The 26,029-nt window shown below is 70.1% G+C and carries 23 protein-coding genes; 15 read left to right on the plus strand and 8 right to left on the minus strand.

Annotation, left to right across the window (positions count from 1 at the left end):
- Positions 1-5 precede the first annotated feature (5 nt).
- The 12 genes from AC1Q5D_RS09170 to rimI all read left to right on the plus strand — a co-directional run bounded on the left by AC1Q5D_RS09170 (position 6) and on the right by rimI (position 11,936).
- Complete coding sequence (locus AC1Q5D_RS09170; RefSeq protein ID WP_481738285.1) at positions 6-1,022, plus strand: glycosyltransferase family protein; 1,017 nt, start codon at positions 6-8, stop codon at positions 1,020-1,022.
- Complete coding sequence (locus tag AC1Q5D_RS09175) at positions 1,019-2,299, plus strand: nucleotide sugar dehydrogenase (RefSeq protein WP_481738286.1); 1,281 nt, start codon at positions 1,019-1,021, stop codon at positions 2,297-2,299. The genes AC1Q5D_RS09170 and AC1Q5D_RS09175 overlap by 4 nt, the downstream gene beginning before the upstream one ends.
- A 33-nt stretch (positions 2,300-2,332) precedes the next feature.
- Positions 2,333-3,580 (plus strand): MATE family efflux transporter, encoded by a 1,248-nt coding sequence (locus AC1Q5D_RS09180; RefSeq protein WP_481738287.1) that lies wholly within the window; start codon positions 2,333-2,335, stop codon positions 3,578-3,580.
- Positions 3,546-4,724, plus strand: coding sequence for a polysaccharide pyruvyl transferase family protein (locus AC1Q5D_RS09185; protein WP_481738288.1), 1,179 nt, complete (start codon positions 3,546-3,548; stop codon positions 4,722-4,724). Before AC1Q5D_RS09180 ends, AC1Q5D_RS09185 begins: the two co-directional genes overlap by 35 nt.
- 80 nt (positions 4,725-4,804) lie before the next feature.
- On the plus strand, positions 4,805-5,635 hold the full coding sequence (locus AC1Q5D_RS09190) for a hypothetical protein (protein WP_481738289.1): 831 nt from the start codon (positions 4,805-4,807) through the stop codon (positions 5,633-5,635).
- Complete coding sequence (locus AC1Q5D_RS09195; RefSeq protein WP_481738290.1) at positions 5,601-6,845, plus strand: hypothetical protein; 1,245 nt, start codon at positions 5,601-5,603, stop codon at positions 6,843-6,845. The genes AC1Q5D_RS09190 and AC1Q5D_RS09195 overlap by 35 nt, the downstream gene beginning before the upstream one ends.
- Before the next feature lie 62 nt (positions 6,846-6,907).
- Positions 6,908-8,080 carry an alanine racemase gene (alr, locus tag AC1Q5D_RS09200; protein ID WP_481738291.1) on the plus strand — a complete coding sequence of 391 codons (1,173 nt, stop codon included), beginning with the start codon at positions 6,908-6,910 and terminating at the stop codon, positions 8,078-8,080.
- A gap of 4 nt (positions 8,081-8,084) precedes the next feature.
- Positions 8,085-8,621 carry a tRNA (adenosine(37)-N6)-threonylcarbamoyltransferase complex ATPase subunit type 1 TsaE gene (tsaE, locus tag AC1Q5D_RS09205; RefSeq protein ID WP_481738292.1) on the plus strand — a complete coding sequence of 179 codons (537 nt, stop codon included), beginning with the start codon at positions 8,085-8,087 and terminating at the stop codon, positions 8,619-8,621.
- A 35-nt stretch (positions 8,622-8,656) separates the two neighbouring features.
- On the plus strand, positions 8,657-9,652 hold the full coding sequence (locus AC1Q5D_RS09210; RefSeq protein ID WP_481738293.1) for an LCP family protein: 996 nt from the start codon (positions 8,657-8,659) through the stop codon (positions 9,650-9,652).
- An 8-nt stretch (positions 9,653-9,660) separates the two neighbouring features.
- Entirely contained in the window at positions 9,661-10,770 is a 1,110-nt protein-coding gene (gene galE / locus AC1Q5D_RS09215) for a UDP-glucose 4-epimerase GalE (protein WP_481738294.1), read from the plus strand.
- A complete protein-coding gene (gene tsaB, locus AC1Q5D_RS09220) occupies positions 10,771-11,457 on the plus strand; it encodes a tRNA (adenosine(37)-N6)-threonylcarbamoyltransferase complex dimerization subunit type 1 TsaB (protein ID WP_481738295.1) in 687 nt (228 codons plus the stop codon).
- Positions 11,454-11,936: a ribosomal protein S18-alanine N-acetyltransferase gene (gene rimI / locus AC1Q5D_RS09225; RefSeq protein WP_481738296.1), complete on the plus strand. Its 483-nt coding sequence runs from the start codon at positions 11,454-11,456 to the stop codon at positions 11,934-11,936. Before tsaB ends, rimI begins: the two co-directional genes overlap by 4 nt.
- On the opposite strand, the gene AC1Q5D_RS09230 is transcribed toward rimI, so the two are convergent.
- From AC1Q5D_RS09230 to AC1Q5D_RS09240, 3 genes are all read right to left on the minus strand, one after another.
- Positions 11,896-12,384, minus strand: coding sequence for a hypothetical protein (locus tag AC1Q5D_RS09230; protein ID WP_481738297.1), 489 nt, complete (start codon positions 12,382-12,384; stop codon positions 11,896-11,898). The two genes, rimI and AC1Q5D_RS09230, sit on opposite strands and share 41 nt — an antisense overlap.
- Positions 12,385-12,507: 123 nt before the next feature.
- Positions 12,508-12,633 carry a hypothetical protein gene (locus AC1Q5D_RS09235; RefSeq protein ID WP_481738298.1) on the minus strand — a complete coding sequence of 42 codons (126 nt, stop codon included), beginning with the start codon at positions 12,631-12,633 and terminating at the stop codon, positions 12,508-12,510.
- Positions 12,634-12,720: 87 nt separating this feature from the next.
- Complete coding sequence (locus AC1Q5D_RS09240; RefSeq protein ID WP_481738299.1) at positions 12,721-14,061, minus strand: UDP-glucose dehydrogenase family protein; 1,341 nt, start codon at positions 14,059-14,061, stop codon at positions 12,721-12,723.
- Positions 14,062-14,309: 248 nt separating this feature from the next.
- Here AC1Q5D_RS09240 and AC1Q5D_RS09245 point away from each other — a divergent pair, with 248 nt between their 5' ends.
- Complete coding sequence (locus AC1Q5D_RS09245) at positions 14,310-15,797, plus strand: sugar transferase (RefSeq protein ID WP_481738300.1); 1,488 nt, start codon at positions 14,310-14,312, stop codon at positions 15,795-15,797.
- Positions 15,798-16,004: 207 nt separating this feature from the next.
- Here the strand turns inward: AC1Q5D_RS09245 and AC1Q5D_RS09250 are convergent, their stop codons facing one another.
- Genes AC1Q5D_RS09250 through AC1Q5D_RS09270 form a run of 5 tightly spaced genes read right to left on the minus strand, consistent with a single transcriptional unit; the run spans position 16,005 to position 21,135 of the window.
- Complete coding sequence (locus tag AC1Q5D_RS09250; RefSeq protein WP_481738301.1) at positions 16,005-17,498, minus strand: hypothetical protein; 1,494 nt, start codon at positions 17,496-17,498, stop codon at positions 16,005-16,007.
- Positions 17,485-18,747, minus strand: coding sequence for an MATE family efflux transporter (locus AC1Q5D_RS09255; RefSeq protein ID WP_481738302.1), 1,263 nt, complete (start codon positions 18,745-18,747; stop codon positions 17,485-17,487). Before AC1Q5D_RS09255 ends, AC1Q5D_RS09250 begins: the two co-directional genes overlap by 14 nt.
- Complete coding sequence (locus AC1Q5D_RS09260; RefSeq protein ID WP_481738303.1) at positions 18,744-19,313, minus strand: LbetaH domain-containing protein; 570 nt, start codon at positions 19,311-19,313, stop codon at positions 18,744-18,746. Before AC1Q5D_RS09260 ends, AC1Q5D_RS09255 begins: the two co-directional genes overlap by 4 nt.
- Positions 19,310-20,401, minus strand: coding sequence for a glycosyltransferase (locus AC1Q5D_RS09265; RefSeq protein ID WP_481738304.1), 1,092 nt, complete (start codon positions 20,399-20,401; stop codon positions 19,310-19,312). The genes AC1Q5D_RS09260 and AC1Q5D_RS09265 overlap by 4 nt, the downstream gene beginning before the upstream one ends.
- On the minus strand, positions 20,398-21,135 hold the full coding sequence (locus tag AC1Q5D_RS09270; RefSeq protein WP_481738305.1) for a CDP-alcohol phosphatidyltransferase family protein: 738 nt from the start codon (positions 21,133-21,135) through the stop codon (positions 20,398-20,400). Before AC1Q5D_RS09270 ends, AC1Q5D_RS09265 begins: the two co-directional genes overlap by 4 nt.
- A 373-nt stretch (positions 21,136-21,508) precedes the next feature.
- Here AC1Q5D_RS09270 and AC1Q5D_RS09275 point away from each other — a divergent pair, with 373 nt between their 5' ends.
- A complete protein-coding gene (locus tag AC1Q5D_RS09275) occupies positions 21,509-23,881 on the plus strand; it encodes a LuxR C-terminal-related transcriptional regulator (protein ID WP_481738306.1) in 2,373 nt (790 codons plus the stop codon).
- Positions 23,878-26,028: a LuxR C-terminal-related transcriptional regulator gene (locus AC1Q5D_RS09280; protein ID WP_481738307.1), complete on the plus strand. Its 2,151-nt coding sequence runs from the start codon at positions 23,878-23,880 to the stop codon at positions 26,026-26,028. Before AC1Q5D_RS09275 ends, AC1Q5D_RS09280 begins: the two co-directional genes overlap by 4 nt.
- Position 26,029: the final 1 nt, after the last annotated feature.

Here is a 26,029-nt window from a genome sequence, read left to right on the forward strand (position 1 = left end):
CGATCATGACATCCAACGGCAACACCGAAGTCGTCGCTGACGTCGCCGGCGCAGTGGGCGGCGGTGCGGCTCGTCTTCTGCGGGAACTAAAGAAATACCTGTCCTCGACGGACCAGGAGATCCACCTCATCGGCGACGGGCGTCGCTTGACCCCGAGCTGGCTGCTTCGCCGCGAGTTGATCGCCCCGCGAGCGGCCCTTCACCTGTCGTTGAACAACGCAGGCTTCGTGGCACCCTTCGGCACTAGCGTCACGCTGCTGCGCAACATCCTTCACTTCGCGACGCCGAGTGACCTCGAGCGCATCGGTTTCACTCCGTCCCGCGAGCTGCAACTGCAGATCCCGCTGGTTCGAGCCCTGGCTCGGCGTTCAGAGACCCTCGTCGTGCCATGCACGCGGATGGGCGAGCAGGTGGCCGACCTCGCGCCCTACCTCTCGGACAGTTTGGTCGTGCGCTTCCATCCGGTGGCGAAGCCAGCTTGGGCCGGGAAGCTTCCCGAAAGCCCACGTGATGTGCTCGTGCCGATCGTGCCCCAACCGTACAAAAACCTTGACCAGCACCTACCTGAGTTCCTGACGGCGACCGAGGACATGGCGGGAGACCCTGTCAGGCTTGTTGTGCCGGCAACGCCTGATGCACTGCCGACCCTCGCATCCCACCCGCGCATCGAGTTCATCGGGCCGCAGACGTCCGAGGCGCTGGATGCCTGGTGGAGGCGGTGTGGAGCCGTGTTCTTCCCGGTTGAGTTCGAATCGTTCGGATACGCGCTCGCCGAATCGCGCGTTTATGGGCGGAGCATCGTTGCCCAAGACACTGCGCAGAACCGCGAGATTGCTGGGGCAGCGATTCGTCCGTATGCCCGGGGCGACCAGGACAGCCTACGAACGGCCGTCGAGGAAGCGGTTTCGTCTGTCCCCGAGCCGGACCCGTCCGCCTTCGATCCCGCATCCTACTTCGCTTGGCTTCTTGCCGGGCCCCAGCCCGGGCCCACCTGTTCAGTTTCGAAAAGGACAACCGCATGAACATGACTGTAATCATCGGCCAGGGATACGTGGGTTTACCGCTCGCGCAGGAGGCGGCCGCCGCGGGGCTCGACGTTGTCGGGCTGGACCTGAGCGGTCCCGTCGTGGAGGGCCTCAACAGCGGCCGGTCCCACGTGGACGACATCTCGGATGCTGACGTACGCAAAATGCTGGCAGCTGGCTATACAGCCACCACGGATGCGAGCGTCATCGCCGAGGCAAGCCACGTAGTCATCTGTGTGCCTACGCCGCTTGGAGACGATGGGCGCCCGGATCTACGAGCCGTCATCGGCGCGAGTGAATCGATTGCGGCGCACATGGTGCCAGGGACGACAGTCGTACTGGAGTCCACAACGTACCCCGGGACGACAGAGGATGTTGTACTGCCACTCCTCCAGAAGTCCGGGCTCCAGCTCGACGTCGACTTCTGGCTGGCCTTTTCGCCTGAGCGCATCGATCCCGGAAACTCGACGTATGGTCTGCGGAACACGCCAAAGGTGGTTGGAGGTGTCACTACTGCCTCGACGCAGAGGGCAGTTGGCTTCTACTCCCGGGTCGTTGACACGACAGTCCCAGTCCGCGGGGCAAAAGAAGCCGAAACCGCGAAACTTCTCGAGAACACGTATCGACACATCAACATTGCGCTCGTGAACGAGATGGCAAAGTTTTGCCACGAACTGGATATCGACCTCTGGGACGTGATCGACGCGGCTAAGACGAAGCCCTTCGGCTTCCAGGCGTTTTACCCGGGTCCAGGGGTCGGTGGGCATTGCATCCCGATCGATCCGAACTACCTCAGCTACGAGGTCGAAAAGAGGCTTGGCTACCCTTTCCGCTTCGTGGAGCTGGCTCAGGAAATCAATAACTCTATGCCTCGGTACGTCGTTACGCGCATCCAGGATCTCCTAAACTCGGCGGGCAAGTCCCTTAAAGGGTCCAAGATCCTTCTGCTCGGCGTGACGTATAAGGCGAATATTGCCGATCAGCGGGAATCTCCTGCGACGCCCATTGCTGAATTGCTATGCGCAAAGGGCGCCGTTCTCGAGTACCACGACCCGAAGGTCAGACAATGGTCACTAAACGCCGGTGATATTCGCTGCGTCCCGGATATGGGAACTGCTGTGCGTACGGCGGACATTGTTGTTCTCCTCCAGGCGCATAAGGATTACGTAGCGACGCCATGGAGCGAAGAAGCAAAGCTTATATTGGACACGCGGGGCGCATTGCGGCGTCAAAATAGCGCGGCTTCGGATATCTCGAATGTCGTCGCACTCTGAGGCGTCGATAAGCTGCGGATATCGGAAACGTTGATGCTGACACGGGAATTGTCGCGTGCCATCATCATGCTCGTGCGCTCGCGGCGCAGTCACGGCGTGTTGGCAACGACGTTCGTTGCCGGTCTCGGGAATCTTATTTTCTCCGTTGCCGTGGCGCGACATACGGGACTCTCAGAGCTAGGTCAGTTCGCAGTGGCCTTCGCGGCGTACTTGTTCCTTACTGGTCTAGTTCGGGCCTGTATCAGCGAACCGCTGGCGGCGACTCTCCCATCACGGGATTCGATAAGCCTGCACAGCGCGTCGGTCGCACTACTTGGATTGGCGGGCAGCGTTGTTTGTTTGATAGGCGCCGCTGCACTTCAGTCCTCCTACCTAGTGTGCGTAGCTGTCGCGACACAGGGTGTCGTGCTCGGCGACTACATGAAGTATTTCGCTGTCTCCTTTGGGAGAACCCGCGTCGCTCTTTTGCTTGAGGTTGGAAAGTTCATCGCTTCGATAGCGGCTGCCCTGGCCTTGGAACTTGGATGGCTAGGTGGAGCATGGGCGTTCGGTATTTGGCTTGGAGCCCAAGCCTTGCTCGCATATGTAGTCGGGATCTGGAGTTACGGATTTTCACTTCGGCCGCGCTGGATTTCGGACAACATCACCGCTTCAACCAGCACATCCTTTGGACTCGATTTCTTGCTTGGCTCTGGAACAGGAAACATAGCGACATTCGCGCTTGGTGGGTTGGGGCTTAACTCGATAAATGGAGCGCTCCGAGGCGCTGGTACATACTTTGGCCCGGCTACACTCCTCGTTGGAATGGCGAAGTCGTTTGCTGTGCCGTTCTTGGCGAAGTCCAGCCGAATTCGAAGTGCGAGCACGAGTTCGATCGCAGCGACACTGTCACTGATGGCGTCGACGGTGGTGGTTTTGTTTGTAATGCTTGCGCTGCCGGATGTGGTGGGTGAATTTTTGATAGGCCAAAGCTGGCCACACGCGCGGTCGATATTGCTACTGATTGCGCTCGAGATTTTCTTTACTGGTTTGGCGTCAGTGCCATTTGCGGGACACAGGGTCTTGCTTGCGGGACGCCGGACACTCCTGATCCGCTCGTGGCTAGCTCCGGCTCGGCTGGCGCTGATCCTGATCGGTTCACTGACATTTGGAATAGTTGGCGCGGCAGGGGCGATGGTAATTATCGGGGCAGTTAGCTGTGTTGTCTGGTGGGGCAGTTACTATCAGCTGATTCAAATTAGGGGGAGTGAAGGTGAAGGTCGGGCAGATCGGACTCGGTGAGGCAGGCAATCTTGGGGATGACCTCATTTTAATTGCGGTTGCGCAAGCGGTCTCGCGTGCCATCCCGGATGCATCGATGCGCTTTACAAGCTATGGACAAACCTTGCCCTGGTATGAAATTGGAAGACGCTTTGGTTTCTCGCTTGTGCCGACGCCAGTTAAGACACCCCAGGGGTTCGGGCGATTCACGAAAGCGCCGAAGCTATTTCGGGATGTTGATTTCGTGGTTTTCGGTGGCGGGGGTCTCCTGCAAACCTCCCATCACCCTGAACGGCCCTATTTGTGGCTAAATTATTTACCGCGTGGCGTCTACTCGCTGGCCGTTGGCCTTGGGATTGGACCGTTGTCGACAACATGGGTGTCGAGGCTGCGCAAAATGGGACAACCGTTTAATCGGTGCGTCGTGCGCGATCCGGGATCTCTGATGGTCGCTCGCGAGGACTTGAAATGGAGTCCAGAACTCGCTTCGGACTTCGTTGACGAGGACTTCCTGGAGCCGTTCTTGGGACCCCGAGGCCAAGCCAAAACATCAACGATTGGTATCGCCCTGCGTGCATGGCCGGGCCTCTCCATCGAAACGGTGGTGGCGGTTATCCGCAACTCCATGTACCGATACCGCTGCGATCGAGTGTGTTTCTTCGTTCTTGAATCTGATCGCGGCAGAGGCGCGGATGTCGACTTCTCCCAACGGGTCCGTGAGCGACTGCGCGACGTCGAGTCTGAACTTCTGGTGTATACAGGCAGGAACCTTTTAGAGTTCGTCGACGCGATGCGTGGAGTCGACATAGCTGTCTCAATGAAATTGCATTCAAGCGCTCTCTGGCGGGCAATGAGAGTTCCTCAAGTGCCGATCGTCTACGCTCCGAAGGTCGCCGAGCTTTTCGGTCTCAGCTATGCGGGGTTGAAAGTTTACGACTCGATTGTTGTGCCGCCGGCGCCACCTAGTACGACTGCGCGAGCAGCTGATGTACTGTCAAATGCGCTGAAAACGGTTTGGGAACATCCTCAACCTGGGCGGAAACCTGGGCGGAAACCTGGGCGGAAACCTGGGCTTGGAACTTGGGCCGCGGCACGGGGTGCACTCGGAACGACAGCCTTCGCGATCACCAACAGGGCGAGAAAGACTAAGGCTCATTCACTATGACTGTTTTGCGCAACGTGCGAGGAGAGTTTCGATTTACGCCGGGGAGAGTCCTCCGGGCTGCGAGGCGCCATACGACGAGCGTGAGCTATTCTCAGTGGCTGAAGCTCCGCAACAGACTTTCGAAGAAGAGCATCATTGATCCGAACGGTACCTGCGATGTGGCCCTGACTTCACATGGCTCTCGTCTGGACCGCGTGTTTATTGCTATTGAATCGATCGGCGCGGGTTCTGTGCGGCCGCGATCCATCACGCTCTGGCTGGATGGCGAATCTCTGCCGCCTATCTTCGCGGACGCGCTGCAGCGACTTGTCTCCCGTGGTTTGGCGATCAGGACTTCAGGTGGCTTTTACGGGCCGCATACGAAGTACTTCCCACACTGCCTGCAGGCTCCAGATCCAGCGCTTCCCCTCGTCACAGCCGACGACGATATCCTGTATCCACGCTGGTGGCTGGCGGCCCTACTAAAGGCGGCCGGCGACGGTCAGGAGGACACCGTCTACTGTCATCGAGCCCATCGTATTTCGATGACCGATGCCGGGGAGATGCAGCCTTACAACATGTGGGTTCCTTCTCAGGGGCTAGAGGCAAGTCCGCTCAACTTCGCCACGGGTGTGTCCGGGGTTATCTACAACTCTCGATTCCAATCGATGGTCCGGGCCCACGGTAAGGCGTTTGAACGAAAATCTCCGAAGGCCGACGACGTATGGCTGCATTTTCTAGCTGTTTCAGGTGGATTTAAGGTTGCGCAGGTAAGCCGCACTCCGCGGGACTTTTGCACCGTTGCAGGGACACAGGGCGATTCACTGGCGACGCATAATGTCGTCGATTACGCGAACGACCTGCAAATTCAAGCGACCTACACCGCAGACGTGCTCAATGTATTGCAAGCTGCCAGCCGACCCCATGCATAATCTCAGGTCTTTGAAAACCGCTAGAGATGTAGCGGGCCAATCGCCCGCGCTGGGCTGGCTCCGCACCTTTCCCGTCACGTGGCTTGTTCTTGCTCCATACGTCGCACTTTTTGTGCCACTGGCGGTCGGCGGGGCAAACACAGAGATGCCGTTTTTATTGGTCACGATGGGGGTCGCGGCTGGGACAGCTTTCGTGGTCGAGTTGGCTATTTCGCTCGTTTCGCCATCTGTGTTCGGTGTTGCGCGGTCTTCCCGTGTGCGGAGTTCTGGGCAGTTTTCCTGGCTTGGCAAAACTGCGATCATTTTGGGTACGATCGCCGGCAACTTCAGCGCCTTCAGTGGTATCGGCACCATCGAGAGCCAAGTAAAAGAGGCTTCGTCGGGGGGAGTGCTGGGATCGATTGCATCGCTATTGACTTATTACCCCTTCATCGGGGTTTTGATGCTTGTCTATGCTGCGAAGACGGGCCAATGCGAGAAGAAGTCTTTCTGGCGGTGGATACTTTTCGCTGTTGCCGGGCAGGCTGCCTATGTAGTTCAGCTCGGTATCACTATCCAACTGTGGCGATTTGTAGCAGCCCTTGCGTGTGTCCTACTCCTCTTTGGATTACTTAGGATCAAGCATGCGATCGCGTTGTTCTTGATAGTGCTGACAGTTTGGCCCCTCGTATTTGATCTTCGAAACGAGCACCGTCGAGAAAGCGGCATCTGGGTGGACCCGTCTGTGAGCGCCTTCGACCGTCTCCGTTATGACCTGCAGATCACGGAGGGGGCGAAGTACGAGCCAGGACGAGGTGTCGGTCAGGTCGAGGGGATTGAAATCGTCAGATATGGATTAGTCCCGCGAGCATTGGACCCGGAACGCGACGAAGTCTCCACGGGCAAATTGATTAACGAACACTTGCTTCATGGTGACCCCCGTTCGTCTTATACGTTCCTCCCAGTGGCCACCACGTACGTGCTCTCGGGGGCAGGAGGGGTCGTTGCTCTGTACGCTTTTTGGGCGGCGACAGTCGCCGTGCTCATTAGGGTCAATCAAGGCCGGTTGTCGGGTTGGCAAGTTGTCATTCTCGGGCTGATCATCTTCGAGCCGCTTGGATGGCTCAGTGTGCATCCGGAATCGATGATTTCCTTTTTGCAGAACGTCGTGACGCTGATCCCTCTTGCGGGATTAGCGTGGGCGAAACTCATAGCGAACAGGTTCCGCTAGTCGTCTTCGTTCGGCATCTACTGTGGAGGCGACTCAAGAATTGCGGAAGACGGAACCTAACGATGATTCACGGTGAGCTAACGCGCAGTCGTGGCGGACTTCAACGCGGCTGTGCCGAGATCAATCTTGCGAATGTTCGCCATAACGTGAGGCGCGTGGCCGAGTTAGCAGCACCTGCTGCGCTGATGGCCGTAGTGAAGGCCGATGCCTACGGGCATGGTGCCCTGCGTATTGCCCGTGTCGCACTTGAAGCCGGGGCTTCTTGGCTTGGAACCGCCCTCATTGAGGAAGCGCTGAACCTGCGTCGGTCCGGTATCGAGGCTCCCGTTCTGGCCTGGCTCCATTCTCCGGAAGCCCCGTTTGCGCAGGCGATCATTGCTGGCATCGATCTTGGTGTCTCTGGTTGGGAGCTCGACCGGATCGCCGCAGCCGCCCAGGAGGCCGAACGGCCTGCCCGGGTCCATCTCAAGATTGACACGGGTCTGGGCCGCAATGGTTGCATGCCGGCCGACTGGGAAGACTTACTGGACCGGGCCTCCGCCTTCCAGGACGAAGGCCTGTTGCGAGTCGTCGGGGTCTTCACGCACCTCGCTGTCGCCGACGAGCCAGACCGTCGGGAGACGGACGAGCAGCTCCAGGTATTTCGCGAGGCCGTGGCGCTGGCGGAGAACGCGGGATTCGACCTCGAGGTGCGCCACGCGGCCAATACCCCCGCCATCCTCTCCCGGCCGGACTCGCACTTCGACCTGGTCCGGCTCGGTCTGGGCATGTACGGGCTGAGCCCCTTCGCGGGCCAGACTGCGGAGGACCTCGGACTACGTCCGGCCATGCGGCTCTCCGCGCGGGTCGCCAACGCCAAGCGCGTCCCCGCTGGCCATGGAGTGTCATACGGCCTGACCTACCGCACGTCGGAGGAGACGGTCCTGGCATTGATCCCGCTGGGATATGCGGACGGTGTGCCGCGTCCGGCCGTGGGCGGGCCCGTCCTGATCAATGGCAAGACGTACCGCAGCTGCGGCCGGGTCGCGATGGACCAGTTCGTCGTCGACGTCGGACCCGACGTCGATCCCGCTGAGCTCGTCGGAGCCGAAGCCGTGCTCTTCGGGGAGGGCGGCCCCTCGGCCACCGACTGGGCCAACGCCTCGGGGACCATCAACTACGAGATCGTCACGCGCATCATGCCGCGCGTTCCGCGCCGTTACGTCGAGGGAAGCTGGGGCGAGGCGGGTGAGTAGCGCCGTGGATACGCCAGATTGGACGGTCGAGGTCCGGACGGCGGGAGCCGAGGAAACGCGCCAGTTCGCCGAGCGGTTGGCGACGTCCCTGCGCGCCGGCGACCTTCTGGTGCTGAGCGGGGAGCTCGGGGCCGGCAAGACGACCTTCACGCAGGGGCTGGGGGAGGGGCTCGGGGTGCGGAGTGGCATCATCTCGCCGACCTTTGTCCTCGTCCGCCAGCACCCGTCTCTGGTGGGCGGGCCCGCGTTGGTCCACGTTGACGCGTACCGGCTGGCCTCGGCGGCGGAGCTGGACGACATCGACCTCGAGGCGACCGCCGCGGACTCCGTCACCGTCGTCGAATGGGGCCGGGGCAAAGTGGAGCACCTCACGGACTCCCGGCTGGAGATCGACCTGCTGCGGCGCATCGGCGACGCGCCCCAGCCGCCGGACCTTGACGAGGACGACGAGCCGCGGATGATCCGGATCAGCGGATACGGTCCGCGCTGGGCCGATGCGGATCCCGTGACACCCGAGGAGGGGCCCGGGCCCGCCGCGTAGACTGGCCGTTAGTCCAACAGCCCGGAAGGTCCGTCATGCCCGAGAAGAAGCGCCGCCCCGTCCTGATCACGGTGGTCACCCTCCTGGCGCTGGTCGTCGTCGCCGGCGCCGTCGCCGGCGGCTACCTGCTGAGTTTGGCCTCGAGCTTCGAGAACAAGTCCCAGAGCATTCCCTCCGCCTTCCCCGCCGAGTCGGCACGTCCGCAGACGACCACCGAGTCGGAGGACGCCGTGAACATCCTTCTGCTCGGCAGCGACTCCCAGGGCGGGTCCGGCGAGACGGAGAACCTCGAGGGCGTGCCCAACGCAGGACGCTCGGACACCATGATGCTCGTCCACATCCCCGGGGACCGCAGCGGCGTCTACGTCACCTCGATCGTCCGCGACACCTGGGTGGACATCCCGGACCACGGCGAGCACAAGATCAACGCCGCATTCTCCCTCGGCGGCGTCCCGTTGGCCGTCCAGACGCTCGAGTCGATGTTCGGGACCCGGATCGACCACGTCGCCTCCGTCGACATGGAGGGCTTCAAGGGGCTGACCGACGCACTCGGCGGCGTCGACGTCAACGTCCCGGTCTCCTTTTCGAGCGCCGGCTACACGTTCGAGGAAGGCGTCCAGCACATGGACGGCGACGAGGCACTGCGCTTCGTCCGCGAGCGCAAGTCCTTCTCCGACGGCGACTTCCAGCGCGTGCGCAACCAGCAGGCGTTCATCAAGGCCGTGCTCGGCGAGGTCCTCAGCCGCGAAACCATGACCGACCCCGGCAAGATCGCCGCCGTCGTCAACGAACTCTCCCCCTACGTCTCCCGCTCCGAATCGCTCGGTGCCACGGATATCGCCGGTCTGGGCGTCTCCATGGCCGGCGTCCGCAGCGACGACGTCCACTTCTTCACCCTCCCGACCGCCGGGTTCGGGAGGTCCGCGGACGGCCAGTCGATCGTGCTGCCCGACGAGGGGGCGATCGCGGCCTTCGGTGAGGCCCTCCAGGACGATACGGTGGCGGAGTTCGTCGCCGAACGAGACCTCTAGGACATCCCATGCGCGTATTGGTGACCGGCGGCGCCGGCTACATCGGATCCCACACGGTCCTGCTCCTGCTGCAGGCCGGACACGACGTCCACGTCGTCGACAACCTCGCCAACTCCTCGGCCGAGGCCCTGCGCCGCGTCGCCGAGCTCGCCGGCCGGGAGGCCGCACTGCACCGGGTTGACCTCCTCGACGCCGACGGATTGGCCGCGGTCTTCAACCGGGCCCGGCCGGAGGCCGTCGTGCACTTCGCCGGGCTCAAGGCCGTGGGCGAATCGACCGCGGAGCCCCTGCGCTACTACCGCAACAACGTCGGCGGGACGATGACCCTGCTCGAGGTCATGGAGGCCGCCGGCGTGCGGACGCTGGTGTTCAGCTCCTCCGCCACCGTCTACGGCGAGGCAGGGGGCGTCGTCGAGTACACGGAGGGCCTGCCGCTGGCGGCGGCCAACCCGTACGGGCGCACGAAGATGCACATCGAACAGATCCTGGACGACGTCGCGACCGCCGACCCGCGCTGGGCCGTTGCGAAGCTGCGCTACTTCAACCCTGTCGGCGCGCACGACTCCGGCCGGATCGGGGAGGACCCCCAGGGCGTCCCCAACAACCTCATGCCCTTCGTCGCCCAGGTCGCCGTCGGGCGTCGCGACAGGGTCCGGGTCTTCGGCAACGACTATCCCACGCCCGACGGGACGGGCGTGCGCGACTACATCCACGTCATGGACCTGGCCGCCGGGCACCTCGACGCGCTTGAGCACCTGGCCCAGCACGGCGGCCTCCACGCCTGGAACCTCGGCTCCGGGCAGGGCTCCTCCGTGCTGGAGGTCATCGCCGCGTTCTCGCGCGCGGCGGAACGCGATGTGCCCTACGAGATCGCCGACCGCCGCCCCGGTGACCTGCCGGCCTACTGGGCCGACCCGACCAAGGCCCGCGAGGAGCTGGGCTGGAAGTCCGAGCGCGGCCTGGAACAGATGGCGGTGGACGTGTGGAGGTGGCAATCCGCCAACCCCCACGGCTACGCCCCGGCGGAAGAACCGGATGCGCCCCATGGCGATCCCGACGGTGCGGGCGCCGCGTCCGACGGGGTGTCCGGCCGGCCCGTGAAGCGCCGGGAGCGGTAGATGCTGCTGCTCGCCATCGACACCTCGGCCATCGCGTCCGCGGCGCTCCTGCGGCACCGCGGCCACGGCGGGGCCGAGGTCCTGGGTTCCTTCGCCTCCCGCGAGACGAACACGCACTCCGAGGTGCTCGCTCCCGCCATCGACGGGCTCCTCCGCGAGGCCGGCGTCGCCGGGACGGAGCTCGACCGCATCGTCGTGGGTGTGGGGCCTGGCCCGTTCACCGGCCTGCGCGTCGGCATCACCACGGCCCGCACGCTCGGGTTCGTCTGGGGCGTGCCGGTCGACGGGATGATGAGCCTCGACGCCGTCGCCGCCGATGTGCTGCTGCGCGGCGAGGCGGCGCCCGGGGAATTCACGGTCGCCACGGATGCCCGCCGGCGCGAACTCTACTGGGCCCGCTACGACGCCGCCGGCACACTCGTCCGCGGGCCGCAGGTCGGCCCGGCCGAGGACGTGCCCGCCGGCCCGGTCTACGGCGCCGGGGGCGGGCTGTACGCGGACCGGCTCCGGGCGGTCGGAGCGGAGCCCGTCGAGGCCTTCGCGGCCGCGCAGCCCACGGCGGCCGCGCTCGGGCGCGCCGCCGCGGACGCGATGGCCGCTGGCCGGGACTTCCTGCCGACCGTGCCGCTCTACCTGCGCGAGTCGGACGCCCAGGTGCCCCGACAGATGAGCAGTCCGGGCGCATGAGCCAACGGCTACCGGACGGCGTCGCCGTGCGCGGCATGACCGTGGCCGATATCCCGGCCGTGTGGGACCTGGAGCGCGCGCTCTTCCCGGCGGACGCGTGGCCAGAGTCCATGTTCCACGACGAGCTGGGCCAGACGGACACGCGCCGGTACTGGGTCGCCGAGGCGGACGGCCGGATCGTCGCCTACTGCGGCCTGATGTGCGTCCTGCCGCTGGCCGACGTCCAGACCATCGCCGTGGTCCCGGAGTTCGAGGGCCGCGGCATCGGGTCCGCCCTGCTCGGCGGACTCGTCGACGAGGCCCGGACGCGGGGCGCCTCCGACGTCCTGCTCGAGGTGCGGGCCGACAACCCCCGGGCCCAGGAGCTGTACCGGCGGTTCGGGTTCGAACACATCCACACCCGCCGGAGCTACTACCCGGGAGGCGTGGACGCCCTGATCATGAAGAAGGACCTCGCGGCGCCGGGGGAGGCGGCTTGAACGTGTCGATGAGGTCCTGGGCCCACTGCGGCGCGGTGTCCCCGCAGTCGGAGGCCAGCGCCGCCTTCGCCAGGGCCGCCACCTCGTAAGTCACCTCCCGGATGCGCGACAGTGGTGCCACATCCCGGTCCATCGACACCATCCGCACGTCGCCGCCGTGGCAGCGCTCCACCAGCAGGCGCGAGCGGGTGATGTGGGCATCGAAGGTCATCACGGCCACGGAGTCCCAGCCCTCCTGCGCGGCCATCCGGCTCAGCGCCATGGCCTCGCCCTGCGTGGTGTTCGGGTCCGGCGTGAAGCAGCGGACCGCGTAGTCGGGCCTGGGAAGGCACTCCGGCGGCGCCGTGGGCGGAGCCGGCTGGGCGACCGAATAGACGACCGCCGGGGCCACGCCGTCGGCCATCATGGCCTCGGCGGCCGCGAAGCGTTCCGGGGCGCTCGCGAGCACGACCAGCGCATCGACTCCCTCGGGATCGTCGAGGCGGGGGGGTGAGTATCACCGCCGCCGTGGCGAGCGCCGTCAGCACGGCGGCGCCCAGTCCCGCGCCGAGCGCGCGGCCGGTGATACGGCCTACCCGGCCGCGACCGCCCACACCACGGCCACCAGGACCGCGGCCGCGAGGGCCGTGACCGCGACCGTTCCCCAGAGTCGTCGTTTGGCTTGTCGTTGCTTCATCTCCGCGTAGTGGTCCTGCATCGCGTCTCCCCCGTGGACGGTGTCGCGTCACTGTCGAACCGAGCCTACGGGGAGTCCGGGCGCCTTTTCCGTGCCCGGGCGGATGATCTACGCCATCGCGGGGACCGGTGCCCGTCGGCCCAGCGCCGCGACGGACCAGCCGGACTCCTCCCAGTCCCCGTGGGCCAGGACGTTTCGGCCGTCGATGATGCGGCGGCCGCGCACGTGCGGGGCGAGGTCCGCCGGGACGAGCTTGCGGAACTCCGGCCACTCGGTGAGGAGCAGGACGACGTCGGCGCCGCGGGCGGCGTCCTCGGCCGAGCCGGCGTAGGTGAGGCGGGGGAAGCGCGCCGCGGCGTTGCGCATGGCCTCGGGGTCGAAGGCGGCGACGTCGGCGCCGGCGTTGTAGAGGCGGCCGGCGATGTCCAGGGCGGGGGAGTCGCGGACGTCGTCGCTGTCGGGCTTGAACGCCAGGCCCAGGACGGCGACGCGCTTGCCGGCGAGGTTCCCGCCGAGCTGCTGGGTGGCGAGCGCGACGACGCGGTCGCGGCGCCGCTGGTTGATCTCGTCGACGTCGCCCAGGAAGTCCATCGTGCGGTGCAGGCCGAGCTCGCTGACGCGGGCCTGCAGGGCCCGGATGTCCTTGGGGAGGCAGCCGCCGCCGAAGCCGAGGCCGGCGTTGAGGAAGCGGCGGCCGATGCGCGGGTCCAGCCCGATGGCGTCGGCGAGGGTGCCGATGTCCCCGCCGATCGTCTCCGTGACCTCGGAGAAGGCGTTGATGAAGGAGATCTTCGTGGCCAGGAACGCGTTGGCCGCGACCTTGACCAGTTCGGCGGTCTCGAAGTCGGTGGAGATCAGCGGGGTCTGGCGGTCCAGGATCGGGGCGTAGACCTCGCGCAGCACGGCGCGGGCGGAGGGGGAGTCGGTGCCGAAGACCAGGCGGTCGGGGGTGAGGGTGTCGCGCACTGCGAAGCCCTCGCGCAGGAACTCGGGGTTCCAGGCCAGGTCGACGTCGACGCCGTCGCGCGCGGCGCCCCGGGCGACGTCGCGGAGGCGGCGGGCCGAGCCGACGGGGACCGTGGACTTGCCGACGATCAGGCAGTCCCGGGTGGCGTGTCGGGCGGTGGACTCGACGGCGGCGTCGACGTAGGTCATGTCGGCGCCGTCGTCGTCCGCCCGCTGCGGGGTGCCGACGGCGATGAAGTGCACGTCCGCCCAGGCGCCGACCTCCTCGTACGAGGTGGTGAACCGGAGCCGACCGGTGGCCACGTGCTCGCGCAGCAGCTCGGGCAGCCCGGGCTCGTGGAACGGCAGGTCCCCGGCCGCGAGCCGCTCGATCTTGGCCGGGTCCACGTCCAGGCCCATGACCTCGAAGCCCAGCTCGGCCATGCAGGCCGCGTGCGTCGCGCCCAGGTACCCCGTGCCGATGACCGAAACCCTCAGAGCCATGCCGTGCGTCCCTTCGTCGTGGAGCGTCCTCTCCGCGGGACGCTACGCAGCCCCCGTGAGGGACTCGTGACGCGCAGTCGAACTCCGGGGGACGGGCCGGGGAACGGGTATCGCCGGTCGCTGGGCGCGTGGCCCGGGGACGGAATCGAGTGCCGTCCACCGGTCCGCCCGGGCGCGCCGCACCGTACCTTGGCGGGCACATGGCCGCCCGGCGTGGGCGGCAGTCGGACGCTTGGGGGAGCCACGGCATGGCAACGCAGATCTCACCGACCACCACACAGGGGCTGGCCGCGGCGTGGACGACGAAAACCGCCGCCCCGCCCCGGGCCCGCAACCGGGCGCGGCCGTCGCGCACCGGGCTGACGGCCTACTGGCGCTGGATCGCCGGGCTGGACACGATGGCCGTCGCGGCGGCACTGGCCGTCGGCGTCGCCGCGGTCGGCACCGCGACGGCGGAGACGCTGGCGGCGGGCGGCCTGCTCGCCGCCGTCTGGCTGGCGTTCCTCGCCCTCTACGGGACGCGGGGGGACCGCCTGCTCGGGGGGTGGGGCGCGGAGGCCGCCGCGGTCGCGAAGGCCTCCCTCGCGGCGGCGGGCACCCTCGCCGCCGTCCTCCTGGCTCTCGGGGTCCCCGGACTCGGCGCGCTCGTGTGGGCCGGCTCGCCCGTGGGCATCCTCCTGCTCGCGGGCGGACGCTGGGTCGCCCGGACGGCGGCCCGCCGTGCCGCAGCCGCCACCGGGGAAGCGTTCGTCAGGGTCGCCGTCGTCGGCCCGCCCGCCGAGACCGCCGACGTCGTCCGCCGGCTGGCGCGCCGCCCCGGGGTGTACGGCACGGCCGCCGTCGTCCTCGACGACGACGCGCCCTGGACCGAGGACACCGTCGCCGAGAAGGACGTCTTCGCCGGCGGGGAGCGGGCAGCCGCCGTCGCCCGCGACTACGCGGTCGACCTCGTCATCGTGGCCGGCCCGCTCCACGGAGGACCCGGGGCGCTCCGCGAGCTCGGCTGGGAGCTCGAGGCGGCCGGGATCGGACTCGCCGTTGTCCCCGTGCCCGGCAACGTCGGCGCGGGGCGCCTGGGGCTGCAGCACCGCGAGGGGCTGCCGCTGCTGCACGTCGGCCCGTCCGCCCCCCGCGCCGGCCGGCGTGCGGCCAAGCGCTGCCTGGACGTCGCCGCCTCGGGGCTGGCGCTGGCCGTGCTCTGGCCCCTGCTGCTGCTCGTCGCCGCGGCCGTGCACCGCGAAGACGGCGGCGCGGCGCTGTTCCGGCAGCACCGGGTCGGGATCGGGGGCTCGGGGTTCACCATGCTCAAGTTCCGGACCATGTGCGTGGACGCCGAGGCCCGCCTGGCCGCCCTCGCCGGACTCAACGAGGGAAGCGGGCCCCTCTTCAAGCTGAAGGAGGACCCGCGCATCACCCGCGTCGGCGCCTGGCTGCGCCGCTACTCGGTCGACGAACTGCCGCAGCTGGTCAACGTCTTCAAGGGCGAGATGTCCCTGGTCGGACCGCGCCCGCCGCTGCCGGCGGAGGTCGCGGAGTACGACGCCGCCGCCCGCCGGCGGCTGCTCGCCAAGCCCGGGCTGACCGGGCTCTGGCAGGTGTCCGGGCGCTCCGACCTGTCCTGGGAGGACAGCGTGTCCCTGGACCTGTACTACGTCGAGAACTGGTCCCTGGCCTACGACCTGCGCATCATCCTGCGCACCGTGCGGGTGGTCCTGAGGCCGGTCGGAGCGTACTAGGCCTGCCCCTTCCCGAGCCCGGGCAGGTCGCGGATCCGGACTGCCGATGGCGGGGCTCGCGGGGATCTGGTCTGATGCTGCGCCGAAACGTCGGCCCCATGCCCTGTCGGCCGGACCGGACTTCCGAATCGACGGCGGGGACGCCGTTAGTGCTCGTCACGCGGGTGCGGCCTGCGTGGGCGTGGTCCGCCGGGGTCCGTGGTGTGGCTACGGCTCAGTGCCGCGCTCGGGGCGCGGCCGCCGGTGGCACAGCAGCACGGCCACCAGCATCACGGCGAACGTGCCCGTGGCCTGGAGCATGGATCCGCGCAGCAGGATGACGAGGTAGGCCGGGAACACGCAGGCGGACAGCGCCAGCGCGTCGGCCGAGCCGAGCCTGCCGGGCAGGCCGAGGTCCAGCCGGCGCAGCAGCAGTCCGACGCCCAGGAACGCGCCCACGAGGACGACGGCGCCGCCGTTCACCAGCGATTCGGCCCACAGGGGCGCGGAGAGGTTCGTGAAGTCGTAGCCGCGGAACTCGGCCAGCACCACGCCGGTGCCCTCCGGCTTCCCCGGCCAGAGCGAGCGCGGCACCCAAAACAGCAGCACGCCCAGGGCCTGCTCGCCCCACAGCGGCCCCTGCCGGTCCACGAAGGCGACGGCGTTGGCGATCTGCCAGAACGCGTCGTAGTCGCCGTTGCCGGCGTACTCGCCGAAGAACCCGTTCCGCGCGACGTCCAGCGGCCCGTCCGTGCGGAACGCGTCCGCGATGGGGAACAGGAAGAGGAACGCGGCCAGGACCCCGGAGAGCAGCGGCCGGACCAGGCCGGGCCGGGCGAGGACGCCCGTGAAGCACAGCAGCGCGAACAGGACCGTGCCCGCCGTGTACCGGGGGCTGCTGACCGGGTTGACGACCACCAGCACGCCGGCGACCGCGACCGCGACGGCCGCGCCGTAGCGGCCCGGCAGCCCGGCCGCGCGCCGGGCGCGGCGCAGCAGGGCGAACGCGCCGGCGGCCACGAGGAGCGGAACCCACGCCAGGGCGCGGAGCAGGGACGCGCCGGAGCCGTCGTCGAAGGACTGCGCGGTCACGGCCTGGCGGGTGTGCCGGTCCATGAACAGCGTGTCCAGCCCGACGGCGGCGACGAACGCGGCCGTGCAGGACAGCCCCACCGCGAACAGGAACCACGCGGCGGCCGGCCGCAGGCCCCCGGAGGCGTGGTCCGGGGCCGGCGCGTCCCTCGCGCGCAGCTGCCGCCACACGGGCAGCGTCCGGCCCACCTCGTACGCGGCCAGCCCCAGCACCACCGCCAGCGCGGCCGGCCAGTCCAGGCCCGGGTCCATGTCCTTCGTCGTGGAGGAGATGTGCCCGGTGCGCAGCTGCACGGTCGCGGCCAGCCCCAGGAAGATGTACGTGAAGAGCCAGAACATGAACTCGTAGACCCGGGGGAGGCCCCCGCCGATGATGCCGGCCAGCCGCAGCCCGGCCCAGGCCATTACGGTCAGCGTGAGCGTCCACGCGGTGCTGCGGCCCGCGTCCGGCACGGTCAGCACCACCAGCGCCGGCAGGACCGCCGCCAGCACGAGCGCCGACAGCGTGAACCAGGCCAGGCGGCGCGCGGTCTCGACGCGGTGGGCGGCCGCGGCGGCCGGCAGCGCTCCGGCGCCCGGTCCCGCCACGGGGGCCACGGCCCGGTCCGCGGCGCGGCTAGGCGCGCGCACCGGTGGTCCTCCGCCGCCGCCCGCCGCCGCTGGTGGCGGCGTTGGTCCAGCCGAGCAGCACGGCCAACGCGGCGGAACCGGCCAGGCCGGCCGCCGCCCACGTCACGTCCCCGCCGACGTGCAGGCCGAGCAGGGCCAGCACGACGCCGGTCGCGGCGACGCACCCCTGCTGGACCGCCAGGGCGCGCGCCCTGCGGCGGACCTTCAGCACCTGCACGGCACCGATCGCGCAGCCGAGCAGGGCGTACTGGAGGGCGGTGAAACCCAGCAGCGGGGCGGTCGCCTCCCAGGCGGCCCCCAACAGCACGCGGCCCCACTCCGCCGGGAACGCCACCAGGACCAGGCCCCACGCGACGGCGATGCCGCCCACGGACGCCGAGAGCCCCGCGCCGAAGCGCAGGTCGCCCGACCGGCGGCGGCGAACGAGGCGGGGCGTGAGGGCCAGGTGGGCGTACGCGAACAGCACGTTCAGCGGCCCGACCATGGTGCTAGCCCCGCGCAGGGCGGCCGCCGCGACGGGCCCCAGCAGCGCGGTCGCCGCCGCGACGACGACCAGGTGCGAGCCCAGCCCGGCCAGCGAGGACCACGCCATGGAGCCGGCGATCGCCTCCCGCTGCGCCGCCTCCCGCAGCGCCCCGCGGAAGCGCGGGCGCAGCCGCAGCGTGCCCGCCGCCGTCGCCAGCGCCGCCGCGACGGCGCCCAGCCACACGGCCGCGGCCACGGGCTCCGGCACCGCGGGGACGACCATCAGGAAGGCCACGGGCACCAGCCACACGACGTCGGACGCCAGGGCGGCGCCGGGCCGGTCGTCGGCGATCGCCGCGAAGCGCAGCAGGTCCTGGGCGCACGCCAACGGCGTGGCCACGGCGACGGCCGCGACCATCGGCGAGAGCCCGGCCAGCAGGCCGGCGGCCCCGAGGACCACGAGCGCGACGGCGGGGCCCGCGAGCAGCCACGCCCCGAGCAGCAGGGACGCCCGGCGCAGCAGCGCCGGGCGGTCGTCCGCGGAGAGCGTCAGCCGCGTGCCCCAGTAGGCCCGCGACAGGCCGAGGCACACCACGAGGACCGAGTAGGCCAGGGCGAAGCGACCGAACTCCGCGGCCGGGAAGTTCCGCGCCACGGCCAGGACCACGACGATGTTGGACAGGCTCGAGACCGCCTGGTCCGCGACCGGAAGCAGCCCGCGCCGGAGCCGGCCCCCGGGGCGGACCGCGGCCGCGGCGGTCCCCGGCGGGCGGATCGCGCTCACGCGCGGAACCTGGGGCGCAGGACGCGGGGAGCGGGCTGGCCGAACACGACCCCGGGCGGGACCTGGCCCGAGACCACGGTCCCCGGCGCCACGACGCACGAACGCCCGGCCTCCGTCCCGGCGAGCACGACGCACCGGGCCGTGATCCACGAGCCCGCCCGCAGCGTCACCGGCGCCGTCGTGACCCGCATGTCCCCGGACGCGGCGTGCGATCCGGTCGTGATGAACGTTTCCTGGGAGACGACGACGTCGTGCTCCAGCACCACCCGGTCCCGGTTGCTGATCCACACCCCCTCGCCGATCCAGCAGTCGTCACCGACCTCCAGGTTCCACGGAAAGCGCACGCGGGTGCGCGGCCGGATCACGACGCCCCGGCCCACCCGCGCGCCGAACCAGCGCAGGGCCGCCCGGCGCACCGCCGAGCTCGGCTGCAGCGAGTTCGTGACCAGCAGGGCCTCGACCACGCGCCACGCGGCCTCGACGTGCCGGGGCCGCCCCGGCCCGAGCTCCGGGCGCGGCGCCTCCCGCAGCGGGACGACGGGCGGGGCCCCGTCCTGCCCGCTCACCGCGCCACCTGCCGGTACGCGGCCGCGAGCTGGCCGCCGAGGCGCTCGAGGGAGAACTCGGTCTCCGCCAGGTGCCGGGCCCCGGCGGATTCGACGGGCAGGTTGGCCGCGATGTCCGCGACCGCCCACCCGATGCTCTCCGGCGTGCACTCCACGACCCGTGCCCCGGGCCGGTTGCGCAGGACCGGGGCGAGCCCGCAGGTGGAGTCGATGACCACGGGCACCCCGGCGGCCAGGGCCTCCAGCACGATCATCGGGTAGGGCTCGTTCAGGCTCGGCAGCACCAGCACGTCGTGCCCGGCCAGGACCGCCGGGACGTCGTCCGGGGCCGCGGCGCCGCGGTAGTCGACGCGCGCGCTGGCCCGCCCGAGGTCGGCCCGCAACGCGTCGAGCTCGCCGCCGTCGGGACCGACGACCGTGAACCGGTACCGCTCCGGCGCCTCCGCCTCGAGGCGCTCCGCGGCGGCCGTGAACAGGCGGGGCCGCTTCCGGGCGTGCAGCCGGGAGCAGAACAGGACGCGCACGGCGCCCCCGCCGTCGTCCGCCTTGGCTTCCCGCGCGCCCACGGGAACGGCGTTGCGTACCCGCTCCTGCGGGGGCGAGCCGAACAGGCGCAGGCTCCGCGCCTCCGTCTCCGTCAGGCACAGGGCCAGGCGGGCCCCGCGCACCGCGGGCGACGTGAAGAGCGCATCGAAGAGCCGCTCGGCGCGGCCGCGGGCGGGCTTGAGCATGCCGTGGGTCTGGATCACATACGGCACCGAGAGCAACCGGCAGGCCAGCGCCGCCGGCAGCACCGTCAGGTCCCTGGCCAGGTGGATGTGCACCACGTCGAACGACCGCGCGTGGCGCAGCGCCCACCACCACACGCCCGGACCCACCAGCGAGCCGAAGGAGCGCCGCGGCCGGAACGCCCGCCGGTACACGCGCCGGTAGGCGGGGCCGGAACGTTCCGCACGGCCGTCCCACCCGGCCACGAGCGTGACGTCGTGCCCGCCGGACAGGACCGCGCACTGGGCGTGGGCCACGCTCGTCGGGCCGCCGTAGGCGCCGTCGGAACTCACATACGCAACGACCTGGGCGATCCTCACAGCGCCACCAGCTCCCGGTACCACTTGGCGCCGAAGGCGCCAAGGAACAGGACGCGCACGGCCGCGAGGGCCGCGTAGGCGCCCATGAAGGCCTCCGGCCATCCCCACAGCAGGAACACGAGGCAGAACACGCCGTAGTCGGCCGGCAGCAGCGCCGCGGCGCGGAGGGGCGACGGTGCGCGGCCCGGCGGGTTCGGCCCGCCCGGTGGGCCCGGCGCCGCGGCCACCGCCTCCGGGAGGGTCCGCCGGAGCAGCCCGGCCAGGGTGCCGCCGCTGAATGTGGCGACGGCGGCGAACTGGAACACGAGCGGCACCAGCAGCCACGGCAGCTCCACCCCCGCGCGGAGCCAGGCAACGAGCACGGCCGCGTGGATCGCGACCATCTTGCCGGCGTCGATGACGTGGTCCAGCCACTCTCCGGCCAGCGACCCGCCTCCCCGGAGCCGGGCCACCTGGCCGTCCGCCGAGTCCAGGGCGAACCCGAGGGCGAGCAACGCCCATGCGGCGAGGCCCGACGCCGGCGCCGGCTCGGCGGCGACCAGAATGGCCAGAGCCGCGGCCGTGGAGGCTGCGCTGAGCAGCGTCACCCGGTTCGGCGTCAGTCCCGCCGTGTGCGCCGCCGCCGCCAGCAGGCGGCCCAGCGGGCGGTTCACCCACAACGCGTAGTACGACACGCCACGCGGCGTCTTCTGCCGCGAATGCAATTCGGCCAGCGCCGATCGATAAGTGTCCATGATCCCCAGTTCCCCCAGTGCTGCCGCGGCGGGCGGGTGCGGTGCACCCTGCCGCGTTCGTTCCCCAATGGCAGTATCCCCGGAGGGCGACGCGCCGGGAACACTCGTTTCCCCGGGCCGGACACCTGCCCCGGGGACGCCGCGGCCGTTCTGCTCCCCAGAGGGGCCGATCCGCGCACCCCCCATCCGGGGGAGCCCCGCTGGGGTAGGGCGACACGTAGTGGCCGCGGCCGATCGAGTAGCGACCAGGGGTGGCCTCCCGGGGTTAACAGCGGGTATACCTTGGACCACGATTCAGGCATCCGTTGGGGAACGGACGGCACCTTGGGGGTTGCCGCGAGCCTGGGTCACCGGGGATCACTTGGGGGTACATATGTCCGTGTCAGCGATGGCGCGCGTCGGCCACGAAGGCGGTAGCACGTGGGGAGCACCGGTCCAGGAGGACGCCGTCCGGGCGGTTGAGGGGGCTCTGACCGGGCCGGGGGGACTCGGGGGTGTCCTGGCCGGGCCGGCGGGTTCGGGGAAGTCCGCCGTCGCCCGCCGCGCGCTGGAGGGGCTTTCCCCGGAGTGGCAGGTTGTCGCGATCCGCGGCTCGCGGTTCGCGCAGGCCATGCCCTTCGGCGCGCTGGCGAGCCTCATGGCCGGGCAGCGGCTGGGGCCGGAGCACCGGTTCGCCGAGGTCCTCGCGGCGGTCCGCGCGGGGTTGGCGGCCCGCTCCCGTGCACGCACCGTCATTGTGGCCGTCGACCGGGCGGAGCATCTCGACGCCGGATCCGCCTCCGTGCTGGCGCAGCTGGCCTTCGGCGGCGACATCCGGCTGCTGCTTCACTGCATCCGGGCGGCCCACCTTCCGTCGGACCTGCTGGACCTGGTGGCCGACGGGGGCATGGCCCGGATCGATCTCGGCCCCCTCGACCGGGCCGGGACCGCCGCCCTGCTCGCGTGGACGCTCGAGGCGCCGCCGACGCCCCTCGCCGCGGAATGCATCTGGAGGCTCAGCGACGGCAATCCGCGCCACGCGGTGAACATCGCCCTCGACGCCGTCGACTCCGGGCGCCTGCGCGAACACCGCGGGTACTGGGCGGCCACGGCCACCGGCGCCTGGTGGGGGACGCGCACCGCGACGGACGTCCTGGGGAGCCTGAGCGGGTGCCCCGATGGGGCGGAGGCGGTCCTGGAGCGGCTGGCGCGGCGGCGGGCGGAGCCCGACGAGGCCGCGGGCTGGGCCGGTCCCGAGACCCTGGCCTGGCTGGAGGAGCGGGGCCTCGTGGAGGTGTGCGCCGGCCCGCCGGCGACCCTCGTCCCGGCGTCGCGGCTGCTGGGGCGCGTCCTGCGCACCGCTGGCGGTCCCGGGACGGACTGTCCCCTCGAAGAAGCGGAACTGCGCGCCGCCCTCTATGACTTCGACGGGGCGGCGCACCTGCTGCGGGGCCTGCTCGGCGACCCGGACGCGGGGCTGCGCGCGGCGGCGCGGCTGACGGCGCTCCACGGCCTGAGCGGGCGTCCCGAAGAGGGACTGCGCACCGCGGCCGAGGCCGCCGCAAGGAGGCCCGCCGTCGAAACCGACGACGACGGCGCCGCCGAGCTGGCCCTCGCCCGGGCCGAGCTCCTCGCCGCCTCGGGGCGCCACGCGGAGATGGAGGAGGCCCTTCGGTCCCTGCCCTCCGGTGCCCTGACGGCAAACCCACGGTTCGCCGAGGCCGCCGACCTCCTGCGCCGGGAACACGGTGCGCTGGCCGGCGCCCCCGATCCCGGCGAGACGCCGCCAGTCCTGTGGGCGGATCCCGGAACCGCGGTGCAGGCCCGGCAGCGCCTGGCCACCCTCGTGGCGCACCGGGCGGCCGACGTCGGGGCCGCCCCGGCAGGAGGCCCCGACGGGCTTCTGGCCGCCGGCATCTTCCACACGCTCATGCACGACCCCGAGGGGGCCCTGCTCCACCTCGGTCCGCTGCTGGCCCAGTCCGAGGTGTGGGACCCGCAGGACGCGGCTCCGGTGGTGCTGGCCGCCATCGCCCACGCCCGGGCCCTCAGGACCGGCGACGCCGAGGCGCCGGGGGCGCTCCGTGCGGCCCGTGCGGCCCTGCTCTCGGTCCCGGAGCCCCCCGTGGTGGCCCGATACCTCGTCGACCTGGCGACGGTCGAAGCCAACCCGAAGACGGGAACGGCCCGCATCGCCGGTTGGGCGGCGCTCGCCCGCCGTGCCAGTCTGGTCAATGTCGAGCTGTGGATCCTGCTGGAGCTGCTGCGCCGCGGCGAGAGGTGGGCCGCGCCGCTGGCCAGGGCCGCCCGCGCGGGCACCGGCCGGCTGTCCGAGGCCTGCGTCCTGCTCGCCGAGGGGCTACTGACGCGGGACACGCCGACCCTGCTGGCGAGCGTGCAGCTCGCGGCGGATTCCGGACATGGGCTCCTGGCCGCCGGACTCGCGGACATCGTCCTCCCCGTCGCCGAGGGGGACACCCGGGCCGTCGAGGGAACATCCACGGTGCGGCGCCGGATCCGCCGGCTCGTGCCACCCGAGGAACTGCGGATGCCCGACTTCTGTGAACGGCTGCTCACGCTCAGGGAGCAGGAGGTCGTCGCCCTGGTCCGGGAAGGCGCCAGCAACCGGGCGATTGCGGACGCCGCGGGAGTCTCGGTGCGGACCGTGGAGGGCCACCTGCACCAGGCCTACGGGAAGCTGGGGGTGGCCAACCGGCGGGAGCTCACACGCCTCCTCGAGGCGGCAGGCCAGGGGGTCCGGCCGTGACCGGCTCACCGGCCCCGGGGCCCTTCGTCGGCCGGGACCGGGAGGCTGCGGCGCTTGCTGCAGTCCTGGTCTCCCCACGGGGCCACGGGGTCGTACTCACGGGCGAACCGGGGGTGGGCAAGACGGAACTGGCGCGGCGGGTCCTGGTGCGGACCGGCCTGGACGACTCGGTCCTGGAGATCCACGCCAGCCGCGCCCTGCAGGCGGTCGACTTCGGCGCCCTCGCCCCGCTGGTTCCCTGCGCCGCCGCCGCGGGCGACCCGTTCGAGGTCGTCGATGAGCTCGCGCAGGTGCTCGACGAAACCCCGCACGGCGAGCACGGCAGGCTCCTGCTCGTCGACAATGTCCACCGGCTGGACGCCGCCAGCAGCTACGCGCTCGCGCAGCTGGTCCTGGGCGGCCGGGCCCGGTTGCTCGCGATCGGGCTTCCCGCGGAGACCGCCGAGGGCGAACTGATGGCGCTGCGCGACGAGGGGCACCTGGAGCACTTCGTCCTCGAGGGCCTGGAACCCTGGGCGACGGGGCGGCTGGCCGAGGCGATCCTGGGCCGGCCACTCACCGCCGCGAGCCGTGCCGTCGTCCACGCCTGGACGCGGGGGATCCCGTTGTGGATTGCTGCCCTCCTCGAGTGGGCACAGCGCGCCGGGTTCGCCACGGTCGGTACCGCGAGGGTGTGGATCGACGAAGCCCGCGCCGTGCCTGACGAGACGGTCTCCGACCAGGTCGCGATGTTCCTGTCAGCCCGCAGCGACGCTGAGCGCGAGGCTCTCGAGTTCCTCGCACTGGAGGGGGTGGTCCCGGAGCCGCGCCTGGCCGAATGGTTTGGGGCGCGGCCCCTGGCGGACCTGATCGCCGACGGCCTCGTCGAGCGGACGCCGGCGGGCGTGCGCCTGCGCGTTCCCCTGCTGGGAGCCGTGCTTCCCGCCGGGATGACCTCTGCGCGCGCCGCCGCCCATGGGGCGAGGCGTGCGGTCCTCGCAGCGGGGCGTCAGGCCCCACCGGACCACGCCCGCAACCGTGCGTCGGCCGGCGAGGCGGTGGACCAGATCGCCGAATTCGCCGCGCGCGCGGACGCCGAGGGGCGAAGCGCCGAGGCCCTGCGCCTGACCTCCGGGCCGCCACCGCGGGAATCGGGCAGCGCCGCCCGGTGGCTGGCAGCGCGACTGATGGCCCTGATCCACTCCGGCGGTCGGGCCGAGGTCGTGGCGGAGCTGGACGCCCTGGCGCTGCGCTGGCGCGCGCCGGGCAGGGCAGAACGGACGACCGTGGAAGTCCTCGCGGGGATCGCCCACTTTGGGTGGGGGAACCTCACGGAGGCGCTGGACCGCCTGGAGGGTGGGCTCAGCGAGATGCCGGCGGACGGACCGCCGGGACTCGCCGCCCTGGGCCACGGAACCGCCGCCTACACCGCGGCCCTGCTCGGCAGGCACGACGTGGCCGAGCGCCACGCGGCGCGGGCCAAGGGCAGCGAACCGCTCCTGTGGTGGCGCGCTGCCGAAGCCTACGCCGCGGCTGCGGAAGACCTGGCCGCCGACCGCCCGGTGGCGCTCGAGTACCTCTCGCGTCTCGCCGAATCCGCCGCAGCCGCCGGATCCCGGCGTGAAGAGGCCAGGGTCCTGAGGATCATGGTCCACTGCGGCGACCGGGACGTGGCCGAACGGCTCGCCGCCGCGGAAGCACGGTGTGACGGCGTCGCGTCGGAGGCTATGGCCGCCATGGCGGGGGCGCTCCGCGAGGGAACCGCCGGCGCGCTGGCCGAGGCCGCGGAACGGGCCGCCGAGGCGGGGGACCGGTTTGCCGCCGCGGAGGGCCTGGCGATCGCCGTGGGCCTCCACGAGTCGAGCGGCGAACGCCGCGAAGCAGCAGCGCGTCGCCGCGACCTGCGTCGCCTCCTGCGCGAAGTGCCCGACGCCCGGGTCGGGACGGCCGACGCCGTCCTTTCCGCGGCCGAGCTCAGTGCCCGCGAACAGGAGATCGTCGACCTGGCGGTCCGTGGGCTGAGCAACCAGCAGATCGCCCGCGAACTCTTCCTCTCCCGCCGCACGGTGGAGGGGCACCTCTACCGGATCTTCGCCAAGCTCGGCGTCACCCAGCGGTCGGGCCTCGCCGACTTCGCATCGCTGTCTGCCCAACGGACCTCGAAATAAG

This window comes from Arthrobacter paludis (assembly GCF_056782315.1).

What these genes read in the sequence shown, in the direction of transcription:
- alr (WP_481738291.1), top strand. Translation starts at nt 6,908, where the DNA reads ATGATTCACGGTGAGCTAACGCGCAGTCGTGGCGGACTTCAACGCGGC.
- tsaB (WP_481738295.1), top strand. Translation starts at nt 10,771, where the DNA reads ATGCTGCTGCTCGCCATCGACACCTCGGCCATCGCGTCCGCGGCGCTC.
- AC1Q5D_RS09245 (WP_481738300.1), top strand. Translation starts at nt 14,310, where the DNA reads ATGGCAACGCAGATCTCACCGACCACCACACAGGGGCTGGCCGCGGCG.
- AC1Q5D_RS09180 (WP_481738287.1), top strand. Translation starts at nt 2,333, where the DNA reads ATGCTGACACGGGAATTGTCGCGTGCCATCATCATGCTCGTGCGCTCG.
- AC1Q5D_RS09210 (WP_481738293.1), top strand. Translation starts at nt 8,657, where the DNA reads ATGCCCGAGAAGAAGCGCCGCCCCGTCCTGATCACGGTGGTCACCCTC.
- AC1Q5D_RS09175 (WP_481738286.1), top strand. Translation starts at nt 1,019, where the DNA reads ATGAACATGACTGTAATCATCGGCCAGGGATACGTGGGTTTACCGCTC.
- AC1Q5D_RS09240 (WP_481738299.1), bottom strand. Translation starts at nt 14,061, where the DNA reads ATGGCTCTGAGGGTTTCGGTCATCGGCACGGGGTACCTGGGCGCGACG.
- rimI (WP_481738296.1), top strand. Translation starts at nt 11,454, where the DNA reads ATGAGCCAACGGCTACCGGACGGCGTCGCCGTGCGCGGCATGACCGTG.
- AC1Q5D_RS09270 (WP_481738305.1), bottom strand. Translation starts at nt 21,135, where the DNA reads ATGGACACTTATCGATCGGCGCTGGCCGAATTGCATTCGCGGCAGAAG.
- galE (WP_481738294.1), top strand. Translation starts at nt 9,661, where the DNA reads ATGCGCGTATTGGTGACCGGCGGCGCCGGCTACATCGGATCCCACACG.
- AC1Q5D_RS09275 (WP_481738306.1), top strand. Translation starts at nt 21,509, where the DNA reads ATGTCCGTGTCAGCGATGGCGCGCGTCGGCCACGAAGGCGGTAGCACG.
- AC1Q5D_RS09170 (WP_481738285.1), top strand. Translation starts at nt 6, where the DNA reads ATGACATCCAACGGCAACACCGAAGTCGTCGCTGACGTCGCCGGCGCA.
- AC1Q5D_RS09235 (WP_481738298.1), bottom strand. Translation starts at nt 12,633, where the DNA reads ATGCAGGACCACTACGCGGAGATGAAGCAACGACAAGCCAAACGACGA.
- AC1Q5D_RS09195 (WP_481738290.1), top strand. Translation starts at nt 5,601, where the DNA reads ATGTATTGCAAGCTGCCAGCCGACCCCATGCATAATCTCAGGTCTTTG.